At 68.5% G+C, this 23423-nt stretch carries 20 protein-coding genes; 12 read left to right on the top strand and 8 right to left on the bottom strand.

Annotated elements, in window-relative coordinates:
• Window positions 1-38: 38 nt before the first annotated feature.
• The 12 genes from ACCQ01_RS16710 to ACCQ01_RS16655 all read left to right on the top strand — a co-directional run bounded on the left by ACCQ01_RS16710 (window position 39) and on the right by ACCQ01_RS16655 (window position 10442).
• On the top strand, window positions 39-632 hold the full coding sequence (locus tag ACCQ01_RS16710) for a hypothetical protein (protein ID WP_228431868.1): 594 nt from the start codon (window positions 39-41) through the stop codon (window positions 630-632).
• Window positions 629-1156 (top strand): hypothetical protein, encoded by a 528-nt coding sequence (locus ACCQ01_RS16705; RefSeq protein WP_228431869.1) that lies wholly within the window; start codon window positions 629-631, stop codon window positions 1154-1156. Before ACCQ01_RS16710 ends, ACCQ01_RS16705 begins: the two co-directional genes overlap by 4 nt.
• On the top strand, window positions 1153-1764 hold the full coding sequence (cobO, locus tag ACCQ01_RS16700; RefSeq protein ID WP_228431870.1) for a cob(I)yrinic acid a,c-diamide adenosyltransferase: 612 nt from the start codon (window positions 1153-1155) through the stop codon (window positions 1762-1764). The genes ACCQ01_RS16705 and cobO overlap by 4 nt, the downstream gene beginning before the upstream one ends.
• A gap of 2 nt (window positions 1765-1766) precedes the next feature.
• Window positions 1767-3065 carry a cobyrinic acid a,c-diamide synthase CobB gene (locus ACCQ01_RS16695; RefSeq protein ID WP_228431871.1) on the top strand — a complete coding sequence of 433 codons (1299 nt, stop codon included), beginning with the start codon at window positions 1767-1769 and terminating at the stop codon, window positions 3063-3065.
• A 22-nt stretch (window positions 3066-3087) separates the two neighbouring features.
• Window positions 3088-3999, top strand: coding sequence for an adenosylcobinamide-phosphate synthase CbiB (cbiB, locus tag ACCQ01_RS16690; RefSeq protein ID WP_228431872.1), 912 nt, complete (start codon window positions 3088-3090; stop codon window positions 3997-3999).
• A gap of 138 nt (window positions 4000-4137) precedes the next feature.
• On the top strand, window positions 4138-5121 hold the full coding sequence (gene cobD / locus ACCQ01_RS16685) for a threonine-phosphate decarboxylase CobD (RefSeq protein ID WP_228431873.1): 984 nt from the start codon (window positions 4138-4140) through the stop codon (window positions 5119-5121).
• Entirely contained in the window at window positions 5118-6593 is a 1476-nt protein-coding gene (locus ACCQ01_RS16680; RefSeq protein WP_228431874.1) for a cobyric acid synthase, read from the top strand. Before cobD ends, ACCQ01_RS16680 begins: the two co-directional genes overlap by 4 nt.
• Window positions 6581-7102 carry a bifunctional adenosylcobinamide kinase/adenosylcobinamide-phosphate guanylyltransferase gene (cobU, locus tag ACCQ01_RS16675; RefSeq protein WP_040940823.1) on the top strand — a complete coding sequence of 174 codons (522 nt, stop codon included), beginning with the start codon at window positions 6581-6583 and terminating at the stop codon, window positions 7100-7102. Before ACCQ01_RS16680 ends, cobU begins: the two co-directional genes overlap by 13 nt.
• Window positions 7099-8145, top strand: coding sequence for a nicotinate-nucleotide--dimethylbenzimidazole phosphoribosyltransferase (cobT, locus tag ACCQ01_RS16670; RefSeq protein WP_014508664.1), 1047 nt, complete (start codon window positions 7099-7101; stop codon window positions 8143-8145). Before cobU ends, cobT begins: the two co-directional genes overlap by 4 nt.
• Window positions 8142-8711 (top strand): histidine phosphatase family protein, encoded by a 570-nt coding sequence (locus ACCQ01_RS16665; protein WP_228418300.1) that lies wholly within the window; start codon window positions 8142-8144, stop codon window positions 8709-8711. The genes cobT and ACCQ01_RS16665 overlap by 4 nt, the downstream gene beginning before the upstream one ends.
• Window positions 8708-9442: an adenosylcobinamide-GDP ribazoletransferase gene (locus tag ACCQ01_RS16660; protein WP_228431875.1), complete on the top strand. Its 735-nt coding sequence runs from the start codon at window positions 8708-8710 to the stop codon at window positions 9440-9442. Before ACCQ01_RS16665 ends, ACCQ01_RS16660 begins: the two co-directional genes overlap by 4 nt.
• 112 nt (window positions 9443-9554) lie before the next feature.
• On the top strand, window positions 9555-10442 hold the full coding sequence (locus ACCQ01_RS16655) for an AraC family transcriptional regulator (RefSeq protein ID WP_228431876.1): 888 nt from the start codon (window positions 9555-9557) through the stop codon (window positions 10440-10442).
• On the opposite strand, the gene ACCQ01_RS16650 is transcribed toward ACCQ01_RS16655, so the two are convergent.
• The 8 genes from ACCQ01_RS16650 to ybaL all read right to left on the bottom strand — a co-directional run bounded on the left by ACCQ01_RS16650 (window position 10364) and on the right by ybaL (window position 22562).
• Window positions 10364-11647 carry a type III PLP-dependent enzyme gene (locus ACCQ01_RS16650; RefSeq protein ID WP_228431877.1) on the bottom strand — a complete coding sequence of 428 codons (1284 nt, stop codon included), beginning with the start codon at window positions 11645-11647 and terminating at the stop codon, window positions 10364-10366. The genes ACCQ01_RS16655 and ACCQ01_RS16650 overlap by 79 nt on opposite strands.
• On the bottom strand, window positions 11644-13413 hold the full coding sequence (locus ACCQ01_RS16645) for an IucA/IucC family protein (protein WP_228431878.1): 1770 nt from the start codon (window positions 13411-13413) through the stop codon (window positions 11644-11646). Before ACCQ01_RS16645 ends, ACCQ01_RS16650 begins: the two co-directional genes overlap by 4 nt.
• Complete coding sequence (locus ACCQ01_RS16640) at window positions 13391-14569, bottom strand: MFS transporter (protein ID WP_115006307.1); 1179 nt, start codon at window positions 14567-14569, stop codon at window positions 13391-13393. The genes ACCQ01_RS16645 and ACCQ01_RS16640 overlap by 23 nt, the downstream gene beginning before the upstream one ends.
• A complete protein-coding gene (locus ACCQ01_RS16635; protein WP_228431879.1) occupies window positions 14566-16368 on the bottom strand; it encodes an IucA/IucC family protein in 1803 nt (600 codons plus the stop codon). The genes ACCQ01_RS16640 and ACCQ01_RS16635 overlap by 4 nt, the downstream gene beginning before the upstream one ends.
• Window positions 16365-17591, bottom strand: a complete 1227-nt coding sequence (locus tag ACCQ01_RS16630; RefSeq protein ID WP_228431880.1) for an ATP-grasp domain-containing protein — start codon at window positions 17589-17591, stop codon at window positions 16365-16367. The genes ACCQ01_RS16635 and ACCQ01_RS16630 overlap by 4 nt, the downstream gene beginning before the upstream one ends.
• Window positions 17592-17780: 189 nt before the next feature.
• On the bottom strand, window positions 17781-19910 hold the full coding sequence (locus tag ACCQ01_RS16625) for a TonB-dependent receptor family protein (protein WP_228431881.1): 2130 nt from the start codon (window positions 19908-19910) through the stop codon (window positions 17781-17783).
• Window positions 19911-20672, bottom strand: coding sequence for an HpcH/HpaI aldolase family protein (locus ACCQ01_RS16620; RefSeq protein ID WP_228431882.1), 762 nt, complete (start codon window positions 20670-20672; stop codon window positions 19911-19913). It abuts the gene before it with no gap.
• Between the two features lie 192 nt (window positions 20673-20864).
• Window positions 20865-22562, bottom strand: a complete 1698-nt coding sequence (gene ybaL / locus ACCQ01_RS16615; RefSeq protein WP_228431883.1) for a YbaL family putative K(+) efflux transporter — start codon at window positions 22560-22562, stop codon at window positions 20865-20867.
• Window positions 22563-23423: the final 861 nt, after the last annotated feature.

Here is a 23423-nt window from a genome sequence, read left to right as displayed (position 1 = left end):
CACCTGCAGTTGATGTCACGCCCTGAAGGAGATTGCCGATGCTGCCGCTATCCCGTTCTGCCGAACGCGCGGTGTTCATTGCCGCACTGCTGGTGATGACCGCCACGCGCTTTCACCACACCAGTGATTGGCTGCATCTGCCGGATGCGTCCATGGCGCTGTTCTTTCTCGGTGGCCTTGCGCTGCGCCGGCACCGGTATTTCATCGGACTGCTGCTGATGTCGGTGCTGATCGATTGGGCGGCGGTGACGCTGGCCGGTGTCAGCGACTTCTGCATCACCACGGCCTACGCCGCGTTGCCATTCGCCTATGGCGTGCTGTGGTACGCCGGTAGCGCGTTGCACGCGCGCGTGGGCCGCAGTGCAGTGGCCCTGGGCGGTGTGTGGTGCGTGGGCGTGCTGGCTGCGGCGGTGTCGTTTCTGATCTCCAATGCAGCGTTCTACTGGTGGGGCGGGCGTTATGCCGATCCGCACTGGGACCAGTATCTGGCGCGTGCCTGGCAGTGGGGGCCGCTGTTCGTGCGCACCACTGCGCTGTATCTGGCGGTGGCGCTGCTGGCAGGGTGGCGCGTGCTGCGCTGGCGTACCACGCGACGCAACGCGGCCAGTGCATCTGCGCTGGAGCTGTCGTGAGCGCGGTGCGCCTGCCCTGGCGCGGCAGTGACGGGCTCACTGTGCACGGTGCCGCGTCCTGGGCGGTGTTCTTCCTGGCCGGCGCCTTATTGCGGCCGGTGTGGATGCTGCCGCTGTTTTTCGGGCTGGCCTCGGCGCTGGACCTGGCCGGCATGGCCGCCGGCAGCCTCTCCGATTGGTGCGTGTCGCCGGCGTATTGGGCCTTGGCGCTGGCCTACGCGGCGTTGTGGTGTGGCGGCCGCGTGTATGCGATGCGGCTGCACCGTGGTGGATGGCGCGATCTGCCGCGCCTGTTGCTGGCGCTGGTGCTCAGTGGCAGCGTGGCCTATCTGTTATCGAAGGGCGGGTTCTATGTCTTTTCCGGGCGCTACCCGCAGGCCTCGCTGGCAGGGTTCATTGCGCGGGTGCCGCAGTATTACCCGCCGGCGCTCGGTGGCCTGGCCGCTTATGTGGGCGCCGTGCTGGCCGTGCGTGCAAGCGTGCAAGCTGTGCTCCCACGTTCCACATTTGGAGTTGGCACATGAGTACACCCGAGCACGACGACGCGCACTACCGCGAACGCGCGCAACGCAAGAAGGAACTGGTGGACCGGCGCATCGCACGTGCGGTGATCGATCGCGGCGTGCTGCTGGTCAATACCGGTAACGGCAAGGGCAAGAGTTCGTCCGGCTTCGGCATGCTGGCGCGCTCGCTGGGCCACGGGCTGTACTGCGGCGTGGTGCAGTTCATCAAGGGCACGTTTTCCACCGGCGAAGAAGCGTTTTTCCGCCGCTTTCCGGATCTGCTCGACTATCACGTGATGGGCGAAGGGTTTACCTGGGAAACCCAGGACCGCGAACGCGACATCGCCGCTGCACAGGCGGCCTGGCAGCTGGCGCGCGGCATGCTGGCCGACCCGCGCTATGACTTCGTGCTGTTGGACGAGCTCAACATCGCGCTGGTCAAGGAGTACGTTGCGCTGGAGGATGTGCTGGCCGCAGTCGCTGCACGGCCGCCACGCCAGCACGTGGTGATCACCGGGCGCGGCGCGCCGGCCGGCCTGATCGAGGCGGCCGATACGGTCACCGAAATGCGCCTGATCAAGCACGCCTTCAACGCCGGCATCAAGGCACAGCTCGGCGTCGAGTTGTAGCCGTGACACTGCCCGCACACTGCCCCGCGTTGCTGGTGTCCGCGCCTGCCTCCGGGCAGGGCAAGACCAGCGTGACTGCTGCGTTGGCGCGCTGGCATACGCGGCAGGGGCGGCGCGTGCGGGTGTTCAAGACCGGGCCGGATTTTCTCGACCCACTGCTGCTCGAACGCGCCAGCGGCGCGCCGGTGTTTCAGCTGGATCTGTGGATGACCGGCGAGGCGGACATCCGTCAGCGCCTGCATGCCGCCGCGTGCGACGCCGATCTGCTGTTGATCGAAGGCGTGATGGGGCTGTTCGACGGCGCGCCCTCCAGCGCCGATCTGGCCGTGCACTTCGGCATTCCGGTGCTGGCGGTGATCGATGGCGCCGCCATGGCGCAGACTTTCGGCGCGTTGGCGCTTGGGCTGGCCCGCTATCGCGACGATCTGCCGCTGTATGGCGTGGCCGCCAACCGCATCGGCAGCGCGCATCACGCCCGCCTGCTGCGCGACAGCGTGCCGCCCCCGCTGCAGTGGCTGGGTGCATTGCCGCGTGCGCCGGCGTTGCAGTTGCCCGAGCGGCACCTGGGCCTGGTGGCCGCTGCCGAAGTTGCCGACCTGGAGCAGCGCCTGGACGCGCTGGCCGATGCCTGGGCCGCGCATGCGTCCACCGCGTTGCCGCCGCCACTGCAGTTCGCGCCGCCGGACGCTCACGCAGCGATTGCACCCGTGCTGCAGGGCGTGCGCATTGCCATCGCCCGCGATGCGGCGTTCTGCTTCGTGTATCCGGCCAATCTGGAACTGCTGGCGGCCGCCGGCGCGCACCTGCAGTTCTTTTCGCCGATCGCCGGTGATGCGCTGCCGAACTGCGATGCGGTGTGGCTGCCGGGCGGATACCCGGAACTGCATCTGCAGGCCTTGTCGCAGCGTCGCGATCTGGCTGTGGCATTGCGCGCGCACTGCGCACAGGGCAAGCCGCTGCTGGCCGAATGCGGCGGCATGCTGTTCCTGCTGGAAGCATTGACCGGCAAGGACGGCGTCAGCGCACCGATGGCCGGCCTGCTGCCCGGCACGGCCGCGTTGCAGGCACGCTCGGTGGCGCTGGGCTTGCAGGAGGTCGCATTGCCGGAAGGCACGCTGCGCGGGCATACCTTCCACTACGCACGCGCCAGCATCGCGCTCAGCCCCTTGGTGCATGCGCGCAATCCCAACACCGGGCCCAGTGCCGAGCCGGTGTACCGGCAATGGCGGATGACGGCGAGCTTCGTGCATTTCTATTTCCCGTCCAATCCGGGCGCAGCCATGGCGTTGTTTCTGCCATGACGCGCTGTCACGCCATCGCATCATGCTGCTGCTGATCGCCACCGCCGCGGTGTTGCTGGATCTGCTGCTGGGCGAACCCCGGCGCGCGCATCCGCTGGTGCTGTTCGGCGGCTGGGCGCAGCGTATCGAAGCGCGGCTGCACCGCGACACGCGCGCCGCCGGTGTGCTGGCCTGGTGCGTGGCGGTGCTGCCGTGGGCGGCCGTGGCCGCGCTGGTGCAACTCGCGCTGTGGTGGTGGTCGGCCTGGGCCGGCGCGGCATTCGCGGCGGTGGTGCTGTATCTGGCACTCGGCCTGCGCAGCCTGGGTGAACATGCGGTGCCGGTGGCACAGGCGTTGCGCGCGGGCGACCTGCCTGCGGCGCGCGTGGCGGTGGGGCGCATCGTCAGCCGCGACACTGCCGCTCTCGATGAGACACAAGTGGCCGCAGCCGCCACCGAATCGGTGCTGGAAAATGGCAGCGACGCGGTGTTTGCCGCGTTGTTCTGGGGCGTGCTGCTGGGCGCGCCGGGTGCGGTGCTGTATCGCCTGTCCAACACCCTGGATGCGATGTGGGGCTATCGCACGCCGCGCTATCAGCGCTTCGGCTGGGCGGCCGCGCGCGTGGATGATGCGCTCAACTGGCTACCGGCGCGCATGACCGCGCTCACCTACGCCGTGCTCGGGCAGACCCGTGCCGGTGTGCGTTGCGCGTGGCGGCAAGGGCGCGGCTGGAAGAGCCCCAACGCCGGCCCGGTGATGGCGGCTGGCGCCGGTGCGCTGCAGGTGCAACTGGGTGGCCCGGCGCCGTACCACGGGCAGTGGCAACACCGCCCGTCCCTGGGCGAGGGCGCTGCCGCCGATGCAGGCAGCGTGTTGCGTGCACTCTGGCTGGTCCGCGCTGGTATGGCGCTGTGGCTGTTGCTGGCGGGCCTGGCAACGGCGGTGCTGCGATGACCGCGTATTTCCAACGCGGTGTGCGATTGCATCTTCGCCATGCGTCCTGCACGTCGCCGGTGCGCTGGCCAGTGCATACAGCCGGTTGTGCATCTGGAAAGCCGTGTTGCGATTCCCATTGGATGACTGGAGCCAAGCATGCTTGAACACGGTGGACGCCTGCGCCGCGCTGCGCAGACCTATGGCATTGCGCTGGAGCACTGGCTGGATCTGTCCACCGGCGTGAGCCCGTTCGCCTGGCCGGTACCGGCCATTCCGGCGCAGCACTGGCAACGCCTGCCCGAGGACGACGATGGCCTGGGCGCATCTGCCGCCGCCTATTACGGCGCGCCGCAGCTGCTGCCGGTGGCCGGCTCGCAGGCCGCGATCCAGGCACTGCCGACGCTGCGCGCACCCAGCCGCGTGGGCGTGCTGGCACCGGGCTATGCGGAGCACGCACAGGCCTGGCAGCGCGCCGGTCACACCGTGCTGCCGATGCCGGCACAGCCGCTGTTGCAGGCGGACGCGCACTGCGACGTCATCGTCTTGATCCATCCGAACAATCCCTGCGCCGACACCTTCGACAGCGCCACGCTGCTGCAGCTGCATGCGCGGCTGGCTGCACGTGGTGGCTGGCTGGTGGTGGACGAAGCCTTCATGGATGCCACGCCGCAGCACAGCCTGTGCGCACACACCCACTTGCCCGGGCTGGTGGTGTTGCGCTCGGTGGGCAAGTTCTTCGGCATGGCCGGGGCGCGTGCCGGATTCGTGTGTGCGCATGCCACGTTGCTGGAGGCGCTGCGCGAGCAGCTCGGGCCATGGACGCTGGCCGGCCCCACGCGCTGGGCCGTGCAGCAGACGTTGATGGATACGCAATGGCAGACGCAGGCGCGCGCACGCTTGCATAGTGCCTCGCAACGCCTGGCCGCGCTGTTGACCACGCACGGGCTGGTGCCAGCCGCGGGCACGGCGTTCTTCCAGTGGTGCCGCCGCGACGATGCGCCTGCACTGCACACCGCGCTGGCGCAGCGCGGCATTCTCACCCGCCTGTTCGAAACGCCCGCCAGCCTGCGCTTCGGGCTGCCGGCGGATGTCGCCGGCGAAGCGCGCCTGGCCGCTGCCCTGCAGGAACTGCAGGCATGAGTGCGCGCGTGCTGATGGTGCAGGGCTGCACCTCCGATGCGGGCAAGAGCACGTTGGTGGCCGCGCTGTGCCGCTGGCTGCATCGTCGAGGCGTTGCGGTGGCCCCTTTCAAGCCGCAGAACATGGCGCTCAATTCCGCGGTCACCGTGGATGGCGGCGAAATCGGCCGGGCCCAGGCAGTGCAGGCGCAGGCCTGCGGGTTGCCGCCACACACCGATTTCAACCCGGTGCTGCTCAAGCCCAACAGCGACACCGGCGCGCAGGTGATCGTGCACGGGCATCCGGTGGCCACGCTGGATGCGGTGGGGTACCACGCCTACAAACGCACCGCACGCGCGGCGGTGCTGGCCTCGCACGCGCGGCTGGTGGAACGTTTCGACGTGCTGCTGGTGGAAGGTGCCGGCAGTCCGGCGGAAATCAATCTGCGTGAACACGACATCGCCAATATGGGTTATGCCGAGGCGGTGGATTGCGCAGTGATCCTGATCGCCGACATCGACCGCGGCGGCGTGTTCGCCCATCTGGTCGGCACGCTGGCGTTGCTGTCCCCGAGCGAGCGCGCACGGGTGGCCGGTTTCGTGATCAATCGCTTCCGTGGCGATCTCGCGCTGCTGCAGCCCGGCCTGGCGTGGCTGGAGCGCGAAACCGGCAAACCGGTGCTCGGCGTGCTGCCGTATCTGCATGGCCTGCAGCTCGATGCCGAGGATGCGTTGCCGCGTGGCCCGGTGCACAAGCCGCAGGCGCGCCTGCGCGTGGCGGTGCCGGTGTTGCCGCGGATCAGCAACCACACCGATCTGGACGCCTTGCTGGCGCACCCGCAGGTGGACGTGCAGCTGATCGGGCCAGGCCAGTCAGCGCCGCCGTGCGACCTGATCGTGCTGCCGGGCAGCAAGTCCACCCGCCAGGATCTGGCCTGGTTACGCGCGCAGGGCTGGGAAGCGGCGATCGCGCGGCATCTGCGCTACGGCGGCAAGCTGCTCGGCATCTGCGGCGGCCTGCAGATGCTGGGCGAACAGGTGCACGACCCGCACGGCATCGAAGGCGCACCCGGCAGCAGCGCGGGGCTGGGCTGGCTGGCACTGCAAACCGCATTGCAGCCGCACAAGCAATTGCACCGCGTTGGTGGCCGCTTGCTGCCCAGTGGCGCGGCGGTCAGCGGCTACGAAATCCATTGCGGCCTCAGCACCGGTGCCGCGCTGGCGCGGCCGCTGCTGCAGCTGGACGATGGCCGCTGTGACGGTGCAGTGTCGGAAGATGGTCAGGTCATGGGCACCTATCTGCACGGCATCTTCGACCACCCCGCGGCGCTGGCCGCACTGCTCGCCTGGGCCGGGCTTGCCGACGCCGCACCGCTGGACCTGGCCAGCCTGCGCGAAGCCACGCTCGAACGCCTGGCCGACACCGTGCACGCCCATCTGGACATCGCCGCACTGACGCGGCTCACCCTCGGGGAGCCGGCATGCGCCAATTGATTCTGGGTGGCGCGCGCTCGGGCAAGAGCGCATTCGCCGAGCGCATTGCCGCCGCCTCCGGGCTGGAGGTGGTGTATCTGGCCACCGCACAGGCCTTCGATGGCGAAATGGCCGCGCGCATCGCCCATCACCGTGGCAGCCGGCCGGCGCACTGGCAGTGCGTGGAAGAACCCATCGCGTTGGCCGCCACCCTGCAGGCGGTGGCCGCACCGGGCCGCTGCGTGCTGGTGGATTGCCTCACGCTGTGGCTGAGCAACCTGTTGGGCCACCCCGACAGCGCGGTGTTCGCCCGTGAGCGCGAGGCGCTGCTGGCCACGCTGGGCCAGTTGCCCGGGCAACTTGTGCTGGTCAGCAACGAGGTGGGGCAGGGCATCGTGCCGCTGGGCGAACTGACGCGCCGGTTTGTCGACGAAGCCGGCCGGCTGCACCAGGCATTGGCGCTACAGTGCGAGCGGGTCGTGTTCGTGGTGGCCGGCCTGCCCATGGTGTTGAAAGGAGAGGCGGTGTGAGTATCGAGTGGATCCAGGGCGCCTGCGCGGTGCCGGATGCGCGGGTGCAGGCAGCGGCGCTGGCGCGGCAGGAGCAATTGACCAAGCCGCCCGGCGCGCTGGGCCGGCTGGAGCAACTGGCGGTGCAATTTGCCGCCTGGCAACGCAATGAACAACCCACCGTGCAACGCATCTGGATTGCGGTGTATGCCGCCGACCACGGCGTGGCCGCTGAAGGCGTGTCGATGTTTCCGCAGGCGGTGACCGGCGAGATGGTGCGCAACTTCGCGCGCGGCGGTGCGGCCATTGCGGTGCTGGCGCGCGAACTCGGCGCCCGGCTGGAAGTGGTGAACCTGGGCGTGGTCAACGACCCCGGCGAGTTGCCACGCGTCCGCCGCGCCTGGATCGCACCGGCGTGCGCCAATATCTGCGAGCAGGCGGCGATGACGCCGGCGCAATTGCGCGACGCATTGGCGGCCGGCGCAGAGAGCATCGCGCAGGCGCGCACCTGCGGCACGCAGCTGTTTGTTGGCGGCGAAATGGGCATCGGCAACAGCACCGCCGCTGCCGCGCTGAGCTGCGCGCTGCTCTCGCAATTTCCGCAGGCCATGGCCGGCGCCGGCACCGGCCTGGACGCCGAAGGCATTGCGCACAAGGCCACCGTGATCACCCGCGCGCTGGCCGTGCATGCCGACGCCGCCACACCGCTGGAGCGGCTGCGCCGGCTTGGTGGTTTTGAAATCGCCGCGCTGGTTGGGGCGTATATCGCGGCTGCTCAGGCCGGCATCCCGGTGCTGGTGGATGGCTTTATCAGCACGGCCGCGGCGCTGGTGGCGGTGCATTTGAATCCCGGCGTGCGCGAATGGCTGTTGTTCGGCCATCGCTCGCAGGAGCGCGGCCACGCCGCCTTGCTCCGCGCACTGGAGGCCGAGCCGCTGCTGCAACTGGACCTGCGCCTGGGCGAAGCCAGCGGCGCGGCGGTGGCCATCCCGCTGCTGCGCACCGCCTGCGCCCTGCACAACGGCATGGCGACCTTTGCCGAGGCGGGGGTCTCGGACGCATGAGCGCGCAGATCACCTTGCTGCGGCATGGCGACACTGGCCAGCGCAGCTATCGCGGACAGCTCGACGACCCGCTCACCGCCACCGGCTGGCAGCAGCTGCGCGATGCCACCGCCGCGGGCGAATGGGATGTGGTGGTGGCCTCCACGCTGCAGCGCTGCGCCTTGTTTGCTGCTGAATTCGCAACGGCGCGCGGCCTGCCGCTGCAGCTGGATCCCCGCCTGCGCGAATACCATTTTGGTCGCTGGCAGGGCGTACCGGTGGCCGAGATCGATCGCGATGAAGGCGCGGCACTGGGGCGCTTCTGGTCGGACCCGTTGCAGTATCCGCCACCGGAGGCCGAGCCCTTCGAGGCGTTCTGCGCGCGGCTGGCTGCGGCGCTGGATGCGATCGTGGCCACTTACCCTGCGCAGCGCGTGCTGGTGGTGACCCATGGCGGTGCGATCCGCGCGTTGCGCTGCCTGGTCGCGGGCGATGGCTTCGGCCACATGACCGAGCTGGCAGTGCCGCATGCCTCGCTGCATCCGCTGCGCTGGCCGCCGATGACTGCGGCCACCGCGCAGGCATGATCGATGGGCTGCTTGCGGCGGTGGGCTTCCTGACCCGCATTCCGGTGCCGGCCTGGGCATTTACCCGCCCCGGCGCGCAGGCGCGTTCGTTGCCGTGGTACCCGCTGGTCGGGCTGCTGCTGGGCGTCTTGCTGCTGGCGTTGGCGTGGTGCCTGCGCGGCGCCGCTCCGCTGCTGGCCGCCGCCATCGTGCTGAGCAGCTGGGTCTGGCTGACCGGCGCGCTGCACGTGGATGGGCTGGCCGACAGCACCGATGCCTGGGTTGGTAGCATGGGCGACCGCGCACGCACGCTGGCCATCATGAAGGACCCCACCAGCGGCCCGATGGCGGTGACTGCGGTGGTGCTGATGCTGTTGCTCAAGTGCGCCGCGCTGACGACATTGTTGCCGGCTGCGCCAGCGGCGCTGTGGCTGGCGCCGCTGTTGGCACGCGCCGCGGTGGTGGCGGCATTTGCGAGCACGCCGTACGTGCGCGCCGGCGGCCTGGGAAGCGCGCTGGCCGGCGCCAGCCGCACGGTCTGCGTGCTGGCCGTGGCCGCTGCAGTGGGGGTTGCCTGCGTGGCGGGCCCTGCACGTGCGGCGCTGGCCTGCGGGATCGCTGCGCTGGTGTTTGCGTTGTGGCGGCGCGCCTGCCTGCGCCGGCTCGGCGGCATGACCGGCGACACCTGTGGCGCACTGATCGAACTCAGCGAGACCGCCGTGCTGGTAGGCCTGGCGGTGTACGCCGGCTAGGCGGTGCCATGTGGCGTGGTTGAGCACGCTGCCCGTTGGCATGCTGCGCAAGATCGGGACCGCACACGCCCGCGTGTTCGGCGATGCTGGGCGCACAGACGAGGACCCGCCCATGCATGACGCAGCCACCGCGCACCGCCACCGCAACGTCGAACGTGTCGTGGCCCATTTGCAGGACAGCATCCGCGCAGGCAGCCCGCTGCCGGATCTGGCCGCGCTGGCCGCGGTGGCGCACCAGTCGCCGCATCACTTCCACCGGGTCTACCGCGCGCTGGCGGGGGAAACGCTGGGCCAGACCACCGCCCGCCTGCGCCTGAGCCAGGCCGTGCATCTGCTCGGCGAGCCAGGCCGCAGCATTACCGAGGTAGCGCTGGCGGTGGGCTACCAGACCCCGCAGGCGCTGGCGCGTGCGTTCCGCGCGCTGCTGCAGGTGAGCCCGAGCAGTCTGCGGCAGGCGCCGGCGATACGCGCCCAGACCCTGCAGCAGCTCGCCACGCCCGCGCTGGCACCGCACGCTGCGCCCGCGCCGCTGCAGGTCACCGTGCAATGGCTGGAGCCGCTGGAAGTGGTGGTGCTGCGTCAGCGCGGCGCCTTCGATGACCTGGATCGTGGCTTTGGCCGCATCGCCGCCTGGGCCGAGCGTGCAGGCGTGATCGAGCACCTGCACGCACTGATCGGTGTGCCACTCAGCGACCACCGCGACGTGCCAGCGCAGCAGCATCTGTTCGAGTGCGGCATCGCCTTCGCCACCGCTGTTGCGCCGCCGGCGCCGCTGCACGTGCGTGTGCTCGGCGAGGGCGCGCACGCCGTGCTGCGCCACACCGGCAGCTATGCCGGTCTGGAAGACGCGCTCGACCGCCTGCTCGCCGACTGGCTACCCGGCAGCGGCCACGCACTGCGCGACGCGCCGCTGCACTACTTCTACCTCGACGACCCCGAGACCGTGGCCGAAGCCGACTTGCGCGCCGACATTCGCGTGCCGGTGGTGGCGGTTGCCTGAGCGTGTACCGGCAAAAACACCATCTGCGGTGGCGGGTGCATCAGGAACTGCTGATGCGAAATATTCCACGCATACGCACCCGCCAGCGGGAAGGCCAGGCAGTCGCCGGGGGCGAGCGCTGCAACGCGCTGATTGCGGGCCAGCACATCCTTGGGCGTGCAGAGCTGGCCGACCAGGGTGACTGGGGTGTCGCGCAGCACCGGTGCGTGTGCACCGCGCACCACCACGCACGGATGGTCGTGGCCTTGCGCAGCCGGCGTGCGGAAGTGATGGGTGCCGCCACGGGCAATCGCAAACCACGCGCCGTGGCTGCGCTTGATGTCCAGCACCTCCATCAGGTACCAGCCGCAGCTGGCGCTGACATAGCGGCCCGGTTCCAGGCGCAGTTGCAGGCCGTCGCCGTGCGCGTGCAGCACGGCGGGCAGGCCGGCGCAGAAGCCTGCCCAGTCGAACGAGGCCTCTGGCGTTAGATAATCCACGCCGAAGCCGCCGCCGGCATTGACCAGCAGCGGGCCCAGGCCATGGCGCTGCCGCCAGTGCTGCACGGTGCGCAGATACGCCGCGATCAGGTGCAGCTGCGCGGCGGCATCGCGTTGGTGCGACATCAGGTGGAAATGGAAGCCGCGCAACTCCAGTGCCGGGCTGGCGCGTAGCTGCAGCAGCGCAGCATCCAGGTCGTCCGGGTCCAGCCCGAATGGCGATGGTTGGCCGCCCATCATCAAACGCGTGGTCTGTGCACCGGGCACGGCGATGTTCATGCGCAGGAACACCGGAATGCGCCGGCGGTCGGGCTGGGCGATCTGCCGCGCAATTGCCGCCAGCCGCTGCAATTCGCCCAGGCTTTCCACATGCACGGTGCAGTCGGGCAGGCGCACGGCCTGCGCCAGTTCGCTCTCCAGTTTGCCCGGCCCACCAAACAGCAACGCCGCATCCGGTTGCTGCTGGTGCAGCCAGGCGAGCTCGCCACCGGATGCGGCTTCGAACCCATCCACATAGGGCGCCAGCGTCTGCAGGATCTGCGGTTCGGCATTGGCCTTGGCGGCGTAGAACAGCGTGCAGCCGGGCGGTAGCTGCGCACGCATCCATGCTGCGTGCGCATCCAGTGCGGCCAGGTCGTAGACGTACGCACATAGCGGGGCGTCGCTGTGCGCACGTAACTGCGCCACCGCTGCGCGCACCGCCGTGGCATCGATCTGCAGGCTCATGCGGCCACCTGCTGCACGGCATGCATTGGCGCGATGGGGTTGGGCAGGGCGGTGTAGTCCGATTGACGATCTGCACGTTGCAGCAGCCGCGTGCCCAGGTTGTTCTTGCCGGGCAGCGGTGCGCCATCGATCAGGCCTTGCAGCGCCGGCTGCGGGCCATTGCGCTGCTGCCAGCGTGCGGCAATCTCGGCCACGCACTGCCACAGGCGTGCTTCCAGGACCGCGTCGCCATCGCTCAGGTGGAAGATCGCTTCGGCCAGATTGTTGACCAGCGCGCAGTAGGCCACGCGGTTCCAGGCCTGCTCGGGTGTGTAGTACAGCGACTGCCGTGCGCGCTCGCCCACGCCATGCAGGCGGGCAGCCGGCCAGCGTTGCGCGAGCAGCTTGGTGCCTTCCAGATCGCGGATCCACACGCGCGTGGGCCAGCCATCGCTGAAGCCGATCACGGTGTTCTGCAGATGCGGTTCCAGCGCAATGCCGTGCTGGAATAGCGCACTCCACACACCATCCAGCAGCAGCCCGGCATATGCGCGAAACCAAAGCACGGTGGCGGTGTGCCGGTTCAGGCGATGGACGCTGTGCGCACGCAGCGCAGCGGCCGCCACGCTGTGGCCCTGCGCATCGCTGGTGAACAGCGCGGCCGCCACTTGCGGGCGCCAGCGCGCACGTTGTGCGGCGGTCGGCGCCTGCCGATACAGGATGCCGAAGCTCTCGGCCAACGCACGCGTAGCCAGCGGATCTGCTGCGGCCAATGCCGGGTCGAACTGGGTGACATCCAGCGAGGTGGCGGCCGGTTCCAGCATCACGTCGAAGCCGGGCACCTGCGCGGCCAGTGCCTGCCAGCTCGGTGCCAGCAGATGCGTCAGCGCCACCGCGCTTTCCAGCTCATACCAGGCGTTCTTGCGCACGCAGTTGGTCAAGCGCACATGCACCGAACACTTGAGGAAATACGCCAGCGCCGGGTGGTACAGCGTGCGCACCGACGAGGTGGGCCGCAGTGGCTCACCTAACACGCCGACAGCTGTGATCGCGCCGCGCGCCTGCAATTCCTGCAGCAGCGGATCATCGCGCAGGCGTTGCACTTCCCACGGGTGGCAGGGGTACAGATCGGCGTGGCCGCTGAGCTGTTGCAAGGTGGCACGCACATCGCGGCCCTGCACGCGCAGCAGGCGCGGGTCGATGCGGAACCAGTACAACGCAAACGCCGCACGTGCTTCCGGTGCGCAGGCCAGGACCTGCGCCAGCGCCACACCTTCGCGGCTTTTGGGCGTGGGGTGCAGTGCGTGGCCCCACAGCAAGGCCTGTTCGGCATCGATCAACGTATCGCCGGTGGGCGTGGCGGCCTGTGCCTGGCGCAGTAACGCGGCGGTGATTGCCACGCTGTTGTCGCTTTGCGCCAACAGTTCCGGGTTGACCGCATGTGTGCTGCCCAGTGCCTGCAGCAGGCTGCGCGCCAAGGCATGCCCGTCCAGGCTTTGCCAGGGCTGCCCGGCGGCCTTGAGGAACGGCGTGGACACGAACCGGCAGCGGCCCAGCCGGTCGGCATGGGCAATGCGCACGCACAGCACGCCCGCGTCCCCCAATGCGATCCGCAGCCAGCGGTCGTCTGCGGTGCGTGCGCCGGGGCGATCCGGGCCGGTGTAGTCGAAGTCGGCAGTACCACGCGGGATGGCGAACTCGCGCAGGTAGCAATTCAACCAGCAGGCGCAGGCCTGCGCATCGGCCATGCTGTCGAACCAGGGGTCAGGCATCGTGTGCGGCGACATCGGCAATTCTCCTCGACGGAAAGCGCACCAGGACGGTGAGCGCAGCAGCGGCGGCCGCCAGGGCGGCGGCCAGGAACGGTGTGGTCGGGCCCCAGCGCTGGGTCAGCGCACCGGCGGCGACGCCGGCCAGCACGCCGGCCCATTTGCCGCAGGCATCGAAGCGGCCGAACAGACGCCCGGCGCCCTGGCCAGTGGCCACGGCAGCCAGGCTGCGGTTGAGCCCACGCAGGCCGAACAACATGCCCAGCCCGAACAGCAGGCGCGCACCCGCCAATGCCACGGTGTCGTCGAGAAACGCCTGCCATGCGCAGGCCAGTGCAAACACCAGCAAGCCCGGCACCAGCCAGGCCGCGCCATCGCCGCGGCGCCACCACGGCAACACCACCAGATAAACCAGATGCGGCAGGCTGTAGAGCAGGCCAGCCAACGCGTCGTGCCCGGCACCGCGCGCCAGCGCATACGGAATGAAATACGGAAACGTCACAACCATCGCGAAGCAGAACAGGAACTGCGCCACCATCAATGCCGGCCAATTCGCGCTGGCCATGGAGGGCAGTGCCTGGGTGGCGCGTGGCGATGCGGTGCGCGGGCTGTGGGCGGGTGGAGCCGGTTGGTCGGCCGGCAAGCGCCAGGTCAGCGCGAAGGCCACCAGCGGCAGTAGCGCCAACGCGCGGTACAAGGCTTGCGCCGGCCCCAGCGCCACCGCAAGCCCGAGCAAGGCCGGCGCACTGACCATCGCCAACCGTGCCGAGTACTGGGTCCAGTCCAGTGCACGCGCCAATGGCCCAGCCTGCGGCTGGCTGGCCAGGTACGCGTTGGCCGCCGCCAATGAGCCGCCGCAGGTGCCCTGCACGATCAGCCCGACCACCAGCCAGGGCAGGGTGGGTGCGAAGCCGGCGATTGCAAAGCCCAGCGCCAGCCCGAGTTGGGCACGCAGCAGCGAACGCTTGCGTCCATACCGATCGGCCAGCCGCCCCCAGGTGCTCGCGGTGAGTGCGGTGCACAGGGTTGGCAGCACATACAGCACGCCGCTCCAACCGATTGCCGCCGACGGTGCCAGTTCGGCCAACACCTGCGGCAGAAACAGTGGCATGCCCAGTGCGGTGAAGGCGGCCAGGTAATGCGCAGCCAGCACCGGGCCGAGGATGCGCTTCATCGCTGCGCCACCTGCCGGCGCAGTGCCGCGTGATCGGCATCGGCGAAGGCCGTGCCGAACGGGTTGGGTGCGCTGTCGCCGTAGAACTTGTTGATATCGGCCGCACCTGTGTGCTTTTTGCTCAGCAGGCTGCCGGCGCTGAGCAGGTACTTCACGGGCAACTGCGGTGCGGCGAGCAAGCGCCGCGCCGGTGCGGTGTCGATGCGCCCGGCGTCCAGCTGCGCCAGCGTCTGCGCCAGTTGCGCCTGCAGCTGCGCATACAGCGGTGCCCGCAACGCGGGTTGCCATTCGGCCAAGCCCTCGAGCACGGCCTGCAGATCCAGCTGCAACACGATCGTGCAGAACATCTGCGCCAGTGCCTGCACATCGTCCACTGCAATGCGTGCATCGTGCAGTGGGCCGAGCGTGTCGATCTCGGGCAGTTTCGCGCGCAGCTGCGGCAGCGCGATGCGTGCGGCGTCGTTGTCCTTCATCAGCAGGCGCGTGGGCTGGCCGGGCGCATACACCAGCACGCTGTTTTGCTGGTTGGCTTCCAGCGCGATGCCATAGCGCAGCCATAGCCGCAGATGCACGGCAAGCAGCAGTTCGGTGTAGTCGCGCCACCAGGCCAGCAGGTCGCCACCGCTGAAGGTCTCGGCCAGATGGATCGCCATCGGCCGGCCATCGGGCATCAGGGCGCACAGCGCAGCCACGGGCACCAGGGTGGCGGTGTCCAGCGGTGGGTAGCGCCGCAGCAGGTAGGCCAAATGTCGGGTTTGCCCGACGTGCCCGCCGTGGGATTCGTCAACGAACACGCAGCGCCCGCGCAGCGCGGCATCGTGCGCATCGATGCGACGCAGCGCCTGCTCCAGCCAATGGCCGTCGTACAACGTGGAGGGCTTGATCAGGCGCAGGTTCAATGCGCCGAGCGTGCGCATCGGGATCGGCAGTTTGAGATGCAGGTGCGGATGCTGCAGCGGCACCAGCGTGCGCACCGACAGCGTCGGGCGCACCGGCAGGTACGTCAGCGGTGCACGCACGCTACCGGCAGGAAGTGCAAACCCGTCCTGTTCCAGCCGCGCCCACACCAGCGGATGCACCGGCCATAGCTGGTGTGTCTGCGCGAGTTCGGCCGGCAATCCCACGCGTGCGATGTCCGGCCATAGCTCCGCAGGCGGCGTGCTGGTGCAACTCACCTGCGCCTGCGGAATGGCCAGCCAATGCAGTGCGAAGGTTGGTGCGAATTCCGGTGCGTAGGCGCGCAGTTCGGCGGGCGCCAAGCCGGCCTTGGCGCGTGCGGTGGGATAGAACGGGTGGTCGCGGTAGCTGGCCAGCTGGTCGCAGCGGTACGCGCGCTCGGCCGCATCCGCTGCGTGCAGGGCCTGCGCCAGGTGCGGTGCCTGGGCGGCATAGGCGTCGCGTGCCAGGCCGCGATGTGCGGCGGCGCACGCGGCTTCATCGGCGTAGGCGCGGTGCAACTGTTGCGTGTCCGGATCCAGCCCCTGGCTGATGCGTTGCAGCCAGGCGGCCGCGCCGTGTTCCAGCTGCACCGCCGTGCCGCGCTGCACCAGCCAGCGATCGGTGCACGCGCTGGTCCGCTGCAGGTAGCCGCCGTGCTGAATCGGTAGCCACACGGTGCCATCGGGCAGGTGTGTGATGCGCCACCACTGGGTGGGCGGCTGCGGCGCGGCCCAGTGCGCCAGCAGCGCGGCGTCGGGCGTGGCCGCGCTGCCGCGGCTGGCGATGCCGCGCAGATCTTCGCGCAGGCAGGCATCGATGATGCGGGTGGTGATGTAGTGCTGATCGGTCGCGTTGCTCATGCGCGCAGCTCCGGTGGGTCGATCCGCCACTGCAGGCCGGCTTCGGCCTGTTGCACGGCCTGCTGCAGTCCATCGGCATCGCGCGCCAGTGCGCTCAAGACGCCGAGGTAATCCTTGTTGGAATGGCTGAGCCGGATCTGCTCGCCGGGCACGCGCATGCGGCGGTACTGCACATCGCTGTGCGCGCCGCGGTGGTGGCGGTCGTCGCTGGCACTGACCAGCTCGCCGGCATGTTCGGCCACGTAATAGCGCAGCAATGCGTGGGTGCGCTCGCTGTGCAGCAGTGGCAGCGGCTGGCCCAGGTGCGGTGCCAGCGCGGCGGCAAACCACTGCTGGCCGAACATTGCATCGAGCAGGAATTCGCGCCGGTCGCCGATGCTGCGGTAGTTGATCTCCACCAGCACCGGCCCGTCGCGGGTGAGGATGAATTCGCTATGGCACAGCCCGAAGCCCACGCCGAACGCAGGCAATTGCGCCAACGCCTGCGCGATCACCGGCGTGTCCACCTGCGCATCCCACTGCGCCTCGCATTCGACAAAATGCGGTGGCGGCGACAGCCGCACCTTGAACCCGCCAATGGCCTGCAGGTGCTGCCCGTCGCCCAGCGTTTCCAGCGTGAAAAGGTCACCTTCCAGCAAGCCTTCCAGCAACACCGTGCGTTGCGGGTGGCGTTGCCACACATCGTCCAGATACGCCTGCAATTGCGCGGCATCGGCGCACTGGCGCACGTCCAGGCTGGCCACGCCCTCGCGCGGTTTGGCCACCACCGGCCACGGGATCTGCGCAGGCAAGGCCGCGCCCGGCGCCAGCGTGCAAAACCAGGGCGATGGCAGCCCACGCGCCTGCAGGCGCTGGCGCATCGCCGCCTTGTTCTTGGCGGCGTAGCACACCTGCCAGTCCTTGCCGGGCAGCGCCAGGCCGGCAGCCACCAGCGCGGTGCTGGTCTGCAGGTGATCGCTGTTGCTGAACACCGCACGTGGGCGCACGCCGGCGTCGTGCAGCACGTCCAGCACGCCCAGCGGGTTGAACACATCGCAGGCGATCACCCGCTGCGGCGCGTGCGCCGGATGCGTGTTGAAGTGCGCAAGATGCTCCAGGCGATGGTCGGTCAGCAGCCACACCGGCAGACCCTGCGCGTGTGCTGCAGGCAGGAAGCCATCGGTGATTGCCGGGTGGCAGACGTGGGTCAGGATCACCAGCGGTGCATCGGGTGTTGCGTTCATGGCAGCTCTCGTTCGACAGGACGGTGGGTCAACCGGTGTAGAGCGGGCTGCCTGGCGTCGCACACGCGACACGGGGTGGCCTACGACGCAGCAGGTCGCATCGCCGCAGCGCGGCGCGGCGCGGAGTGCACTTCATGCGCACTGTCTTCGGTAGTGCGGTAGCGTGATGCGGCTGCCGCGTGGTGCAACTCAGAACGTGTATTCGAGTCCTGCAGTCACGGTGCGCCCGGGCGCAGCCTGGCGGCCCCAGGGGCTGGTATCCACGCCGCGGAACCAGTACTGCCGGTCGAACAGGTTGTTGATCGCCAACGACGCACTCAGCTTCTGCCCGCCGCGTTCCAGCAAGGTGTGGCTCACTTGCGTATTCCACACCCAGTACGACGGCAGTTCGCCAACCGAGGCAATGGTATTTTCCTGCACCGTGTTGGCGGCATCGCTATAAGCCTTGCTGAAGTAGTAACTCGACAGCGCGACAGTGGTATGACCGAGCGCGTAGGTGCCACCCAACGTGATCTGGTTGCGCGAGGTGTAAGGCACGCGCAGGCCATCGAACGCACCCGATTCCTGCCGTGCATCCAGATACGCATAGCCGGCGTTGAGGGTCAGCGCACGCAGTTGTTCCGGGCTCCATTGCAGTTCCAGCTCACCGCCTTGATGGCGGGTCTTGCCGAGGTTGCGGAACACCCGCGTGGTGTTGTCCAGCTGGATCTGCTGATCGAAATCGATCAGGTAGGCGCCCACCTGGATGCGGGTGCGCTCATTGGGTTGATAGCGTGTGCCGAGCTCGTAATTCCAGGCCAGCTCCGCGTCCAGATTGTTGCCGAAGATGATCTGGGTCACCTGCGGCGCACGCATCGAGCGTTGCCCGTCCGCATACACAAACCACTGGTCGTTGGCCTGGAAGCCAACCGTCAGGCCCGGTAGCACATCGCGGGTCTGGTTGAGCGTGCTCACACCGGTGGTGCGGTTGAAATAGCGCGAATCCAGCCGCTCATAGCGCAGGCCCGGGGTGATGGTCAGGCGCGCATCCGGCAGCGTGATGGCGTTGCTGACATAGGCCGCCAACGCACGGTCTTCGAACTGCCAATCGCGCACGCTGGTGAACAGGCCATCGCGCAGGCGCAGATTGCCGACCAGAAAATCGATGTCTTCATGCACCGCACGTACGCCGGCGGTCCATTGTTGCTGCACGCCGCCGGCATCGCCCATGCGCCAGGTCAGGCGCGGCTCACTGCCAACCACACGAAAATCACGTGGCGCCGTCTGGCGCAGTTGCGGTGGCAGATCCGAACGCCAGGTTTCGGTGGCAGCCTGGCGCATGCCCACAATGAAGTTGCGGCTGCTGCGCGCGCTGAAGTTGGTCCATGACAGCCGCACGTCCTGCAGCGGGCCCCAGTCGCCAAACGCCTGCTCGTAGCTCAACGAGGCACGCGTGGTGCGGCCGTTGAAGCTGTCCAGCGGCCGAGTGGATTGGCGTGGATCGCGGCGGTAATCGTCCGGGCTCAGCGCGCCGGCCAGATCCATGTCCACCAGATACCGCTGCACGCTGGCCTTGAGCAGCTTGGTGTCGTCGATCCACCACTCCGCACGCACGCGCAGGTTGCTGATGTCGGTGTCGCTGTGCGTGCGCCAGTACTCGCCGTAGGTGCGGTTGGCATCCACCTGCAGGCCAACGTTGTCGGTGACGTAGCCACCGCTGCTCAGCGCGCTGTCCTGCAGGAACTGGCCCTGGCCACCGGCGGTGATCTTGTGCGCCAGGGTAGTGGTCCAGTCGCTGGGAATCTCGTTGCTGACCAGGTTGATCACGCCGCCCACATTGTTGGGCCCGTATTGCACGGCCGCGCCGCCGCGCACGATGTCGATGCGGTCGATCTGGTTCAAGCCCACCGGGAACAGCGACAGGCTGGTTTGCCCGTACGGCGCCAGTGCGAGCGGAATGCCGTCTTCCAGCACCTGCACGCGCCCGCTGCGGCTTTCGTACAGGCCGCGCAGCATGATTTGCGGCAGGGCTCCGGTGCCGGTTTCATCGAAGATCTTGATGCCGGGCACGCGCTGCAGGGCATCGTCCAATGAGCGATTGCCGCCATTGCGCAGTTGTTCGCGGTCGATCACCTGGCGGCTGCCGGCGTAGCGCTGCACGTCTTCGGGCTTGGAGCGTCCCAGCAGGCTGCCTTGCACCTGCACCGCATCGAGCGCGCGAATCGAAGTGTCGGTCTCAACCGCAGTGCCGTCGGTCTCGCCGGCCTGCGCCAGCGGTGCAGCGCTCAAGATGGTGGCGGCGATGGCAATGGCCAGGGCATGGAAACGGAACGTCGGCATCTACGGCGTGCTCCTGCAGGCGGGTGATGAAATGGGTGCGGCAAAGGTGGCTAACTGGGCGCGCAATGCGCGTTGAATCAGGGCACGGTCTTCGCCGGCAAGCAGCCAGCGCAGATCCGGTTGCTGCATCCAGTGCGCGCGTTGCGCGTCGGTACGTGGGTTGGGGCAGAACGGCACCTCAGCGCTGCGGCATTGCGCGTCCATTTGCAGCAGCAAGGCCCACACCTGCGGATGCGTGGGCTGCGGCCCAAGGCCCAGATCCAGCGCAAGATCGAGCGCGCCTTCCATCACCAGGGTCACGCCGGGCACGGCCAGAATCTCCGGCAACGCCGCAATGCCGGCCGCGCTTTCGATCATCGGCACAATGCGGATGTCGCGGTTGGCCTGCGCGATATAGGTGGGCAAATCGACGTTGCCGAAGCCGGTGACGCGGCCCCCAGTGATGCCGCGCCGGCCCAGCGGCGGAAAGCGTGCCGCGGCAATCGCCTCAGCGATCTGCGCAGCCGATTCGGCGCGCGGAACCACGATGCCCCGCGCGCCGGCATCCAGCACGCGGCCGATCAGTTTCCCGTCCACCTCCGGCACCCGCACCCAGGCCTCACAACCGGACAGCTCGCAGGCGCGGATGGCGTGTTCCAGTTCGTCCGGCGCACGCAGCACGTGTTCCAGGTCCAGCACCACGAACCCGTAGCCGATGCGGCCCAGCAGTTCGCACAGCTGCACGCTCGGCAGTGCATTCAGAACGCCAACACGCAGTGACATGGATGAGGCCGCCAGGGGAACGGGCGCTCATCCTGCGCTTGATGGGAATGATTATCAAGTGTGTTGAAGGGCGTTTTTATGGGTCGCGAGTCGCATTTCCGCATGGCGGCGCAGTGGAACCCGCACAGCAAAACGCCCGCCTACAGTGCGTGTTGGCGGGCGTCTTTTTGAAAGGCGATGTGCTGTCGCCAATTACGACGCGGGCACACGCAATGCGCGATACGGCGGGGTGGACATCACCATCTCGGCCAGCGAGTACGCCAGCTCGCGTTCGGCCAATACTGCGCCGTCGGCGCCGTGTTCGAGCAGGTGCTTGACCTCGGCATCGCTGTGCGCGCGCGCCAGCAAGGTCAGCGATGGGTTGATCGCGCGCAGTTTGGCCAGTGCCTCACCGGCTTCCAGCGGCTGCGGAATGGCCAGGATCGCAATCTTGGCCTGCTCCGGGCGCGCTTCGGCCAGCACGCGGTCGGCCGCGGCGCTGCCGCGGATACCGGGAATGCCCGCCGCGTGTGCTTTGGCGACATGGTCGCCGTTGTCGTCGATCACCAGCACCGGGACGCCGCGGCTACGCAGCAGTTGCGCCAGCGCGCTGCCTACGCGGCCATAGCCGATCACGATGGCGTGGCCATCCAGCTGCAGCGGCGGGCCGGGCGGCAGTTCCGGCTCCACCGTCGCCGGGGCGTCCTGCGCCTGCTTGGCCTGCCAACGGTCCAGCCACGAGAACAGGAACGGGTTGGCCACGATCGACAACAAGGCGCCAGCCAGGATCAGGTCGCGCCCGGTTTCAGGCAGGATCGCCAACTGCACGCCGAGCCCGGCCAGGATGAAAGAGAACTCGCCGATCTGCGCCAGGCTGGTGGAAATGGTGAGCGCGGTGCCGGTGGGGTGGCCGAAGGCACGCACGATCACGAACGCCGCCAGCGACTTGCCAACGGTCACGGTCAGGAAGGTGGCCAGCACCTGCCAGGGATGGGCGATCAGGATCATCGGGTCGAACAACATGCCCACCGACACGAAGAACAGCACCGCGAATGCATCGCGCAGCGGCAGCGAATCGCTGGCCGCCTTGTGGCTGAGCTCGGACTCCTTGAGCAACATGCCGGCGAAGAACGCCCCCAGCGCGAACGACACGCCGAACAACTTCGCCGACCCGAACGCCACGCCCAGCGCAATGCCGAGCACGGCCAGGGTGAATAACTCGCGCGAGCCAGTGGCAGCGACCTTTTCCAGCGACCATGGGATGACCCGGCGCCCAACCACCAGCATCACCGCGACGAAGGCCACCATCTTCAGCAGCGTCCAGCCCAGTGCGGCCAGTAGCGAGGTCGACTCGCCGGCATGTTCGGCAGCGCCGGCGCTGCCGCCGAGCACGTTGACCAACGCCGGCAGCAGCACCAACGCGATCACCATCACCAGGTCTTCGACAATCAACCAACCCACTGCGATCCGGCCGCGCTGGGTTTCCAGCAGGCGGCGTTCTTCCAGCGCACGCAGCAGGACCACGGTGCTCGCCACCGACAAGGCCAGGCCGAACACCAGCCCCTGCATCAGCGGCCAGCCCATGCTCCATGCCAATGCCCAACCCAGCAGCGTGGCCACCACGATCTGCGCCAGCGCACCGGGCACCGCGATCCACTTCACTTCCATCAGGTCGTCGAGCGAGAAGTGCAGGCCCACACCGAACATCAGCAGCATCACGCCCAGCTCGGAGAGCTGGTTGGCCATGGTCTGGTCGGCCACGAAGCCCGGCGTAAATGGCCCGACGCACACGCCGGCCAATAAATAGCCAACCAGCGGCGACAGCTTGACCTTTTGTGCGAGCGTGCCCAGCACGAAGGCGACCGCGAGGCCGACGGCAATGATGTCGATGAGGCTGGTGTCGTGATGCATTCCAATCCGTTGTGAGAGTGTCCGGGAGACGGCGAGTTGCAGCCAGCCAACGGCACTGCGCCGGGCATCGCCTGCGGGCATGCAACCTGTTTGCTGGAGTCCGGCGCGAGGGGAACAGGACCGCGGGGCGGTCCGGTTGGCCGGACGCCCATAGTACACAGCGCTCGATTAACGTGATGCGACATGCGTGGAGATCTTTGCGTGGCTGCCGGCAGCGTGTGCGGTGGCAAGCAGCCAGTGCACGCGTCGCGTGGTCATTGTGGCGTGCTGATGCGCGCAGAGGCCGATGCCGGCGCGGGCACTCGGCACTGCTTGCGTGCGTGTGGCGCAGCCTGGGCTATTGACCCACCGTGATGCGATGAGGCCGCGGCGAAGCGGGAATCGCGTAGGCCGGCAGTAGCAATCGTGGGCATCGTTTGCTCGGCGCGTTGGGCCTCGCTCTGCGGTTGTAGTTGCTTTCGTAGTTCAGCGCAGCCGCAGTCCGGGACAGTTGCAGTTGGCGCGTTACCTGTGGGGGAGATTCCGCATCAGCGAGCCCCGCAGCTCCGCTTTAGTGCACGTGCAGCACCGTTGCCGCGGCGCAGCGTCAACACACACGCACCGCGATGCTAGCGAGCCCGACGCAGCCTTCCCGGCTTGTTCGCTCCACGAACAACAGCTGCGCCACGCCCGGCGGCAGCACATCGCGCAACGCAAGAGCCTGCTTGCCTGCACGCCGCAACACCGGCGAAGACCGCGACCGACACAGCGTGGGCTGGTTGCCAGCGGAGCAGACACAGCGCCCATCGTCGCGCCGCGCAGTAGCCGCTGCGCCGGCCAACCTCTCCCAATAGCAGGTGACCGCCGAGTAGCCACCTCCTG

Source organism: Xanthomonas sp. NCPPB 4037 (assembly GCF_041475695.2).
In the GTDB taxonomy this organism is placed as follows: Bacteria; Pseudomonadota; Gammaproteobacteria; order Xanthomonadales; family Xanthomonadaceae; genus Xanthomonas; species Xanthomonas campestris.
This window is presented reverse-complemented; position numbering and strand designations above follow the sequence as displayed.

What these genes read in the sequence shown, in the direction of transcription:
- ACCQ01_RS16645 (WP_228431878.1), bottom strand. Translation starts at nt 13,413, where the DNA reads ATGTCGCCGCACACGATGCCTGACCCCTGGTTCGACAGCATGGCCGAT.
- cobO (WP_228431870.1), top strand. Translation starts at nt 1,153, where the DNA reads ATGAGTACACCCGAGCACGACGACGCGCACTACCGCGAACGCGCGCAA.
- ACCQ01_RS16665 (WP_228418300.1), top strand. Translation starts at nt 8,142, where the DNA reads ATGAGCGCGCAGATCACCTTGCTGCGGCATGGCGACACTGGCCAGCGC.
- ACCQ01_RS16640 (WP_115006307.1), bottom strand. Translation starts at nt 14,569, where the DNA reads ATGAAGCGCATCCTCGGCCCGGTGCTGGCTGCGCATTACCTGGCCGCC.
- ACCQ01_RS16655 (WP_228431876.1), top strand. Translation starts at nt 9,555, where the DNA reads ATGCATGACGCAGCCACCGCGCACCGCCACCGCAACGTCGAACGTGTC.
- cbiB (WP_228431872.1), top strand. Translation starts at nt 3,088, where the DNA reads ATGCTGCTGCTGATCGCCACCGCCGCGGTGTTGCTGGATCTGCTGCTG.
- ACCQ01_RS16710 (WP_228431868.1), top strand. Translation starts at nt 39, where the DNA reads ATGCTGCCGCTATCCCGTTCTGCCGAACGCGCGGTGTTCATTGCCGCA.
- ACCQ01_RS16650 (WP_228431877.1), bottom strand. Translation starts at nt 11,647, where the DNA reads ATGAGCCTGCAGATCGATGCCACGGCGGTGCGCGCAGCGGTGGCGCAG.
- ACCQ01_RS16660 (WP_228431875.1), top strand. Translation starts at nt 8,708, where the DNA reads ATGATCGATGGGCTGCTTGCGGCGGTGGGCTTCCTGACCCGCATTCCG.
- ACCQ01_RS16635 (WP_228431879.1), bottom strand. Translation starts at nt 16,368, where the DNA reads ATGAGCAACGCGACCGATCAGCACTACATCACCACCCGCATCATCGAT.
- ybaL (WP_228431883.1), bottom strand. Translation starts at nt 22,562, where the DNA reads ATGCATCACGACACCAGCCTCATCGACATCATTGCCGTCGGCCTCGCG.
- ACCQ01_RS16630 (WP_228431880.1), bottom strand. Translation starts at nt 17,591, where the DNA reads ATGAACGCAACACCCGATGCACCGCTGGTGATCCTGACCCACGTCTGC.
- cobU (WP_040940823.1), top strand. Translation starts at nt 6,581, where the DNA reads ATGCGCCAATTGATTCTGGGTGGCGCGCGCTCGGGCAAGAGCGCATTC.
- cobD (WP_228431873.1), top strand. Translation starts at nt 4,138, where the DNA reads ATGCTTGAACACGGTGGACGCCTGCGCCGCGCTGCGCAGACCTATGGC.
- ACCQ01_RS16620 (WP_228431882.1), bottom strand. Translation starts at nt 20,672, where the DNA reads ATGTCACTGCGTGTTGGCGTTCTGAATGCACTGCCGAGCGTGCAGCTG.
- ACCQ01_RS16625 (WP_228431881.1), bottom strand. Translation starts at nt 19,910, where the DNA reads ATGCCGACGTTCCGTTTCCATGCCCTGGCCATTGCCATCGCCGCCACC.
- ACCQ01_RS16680 (WP_228431874.1), top strand. Translation starts at nt 5,118, where the DNA reads ATGAGTGCGCGCGTGCTGATGGTGCAGGGCTGCACCTCCGATGCGGGC.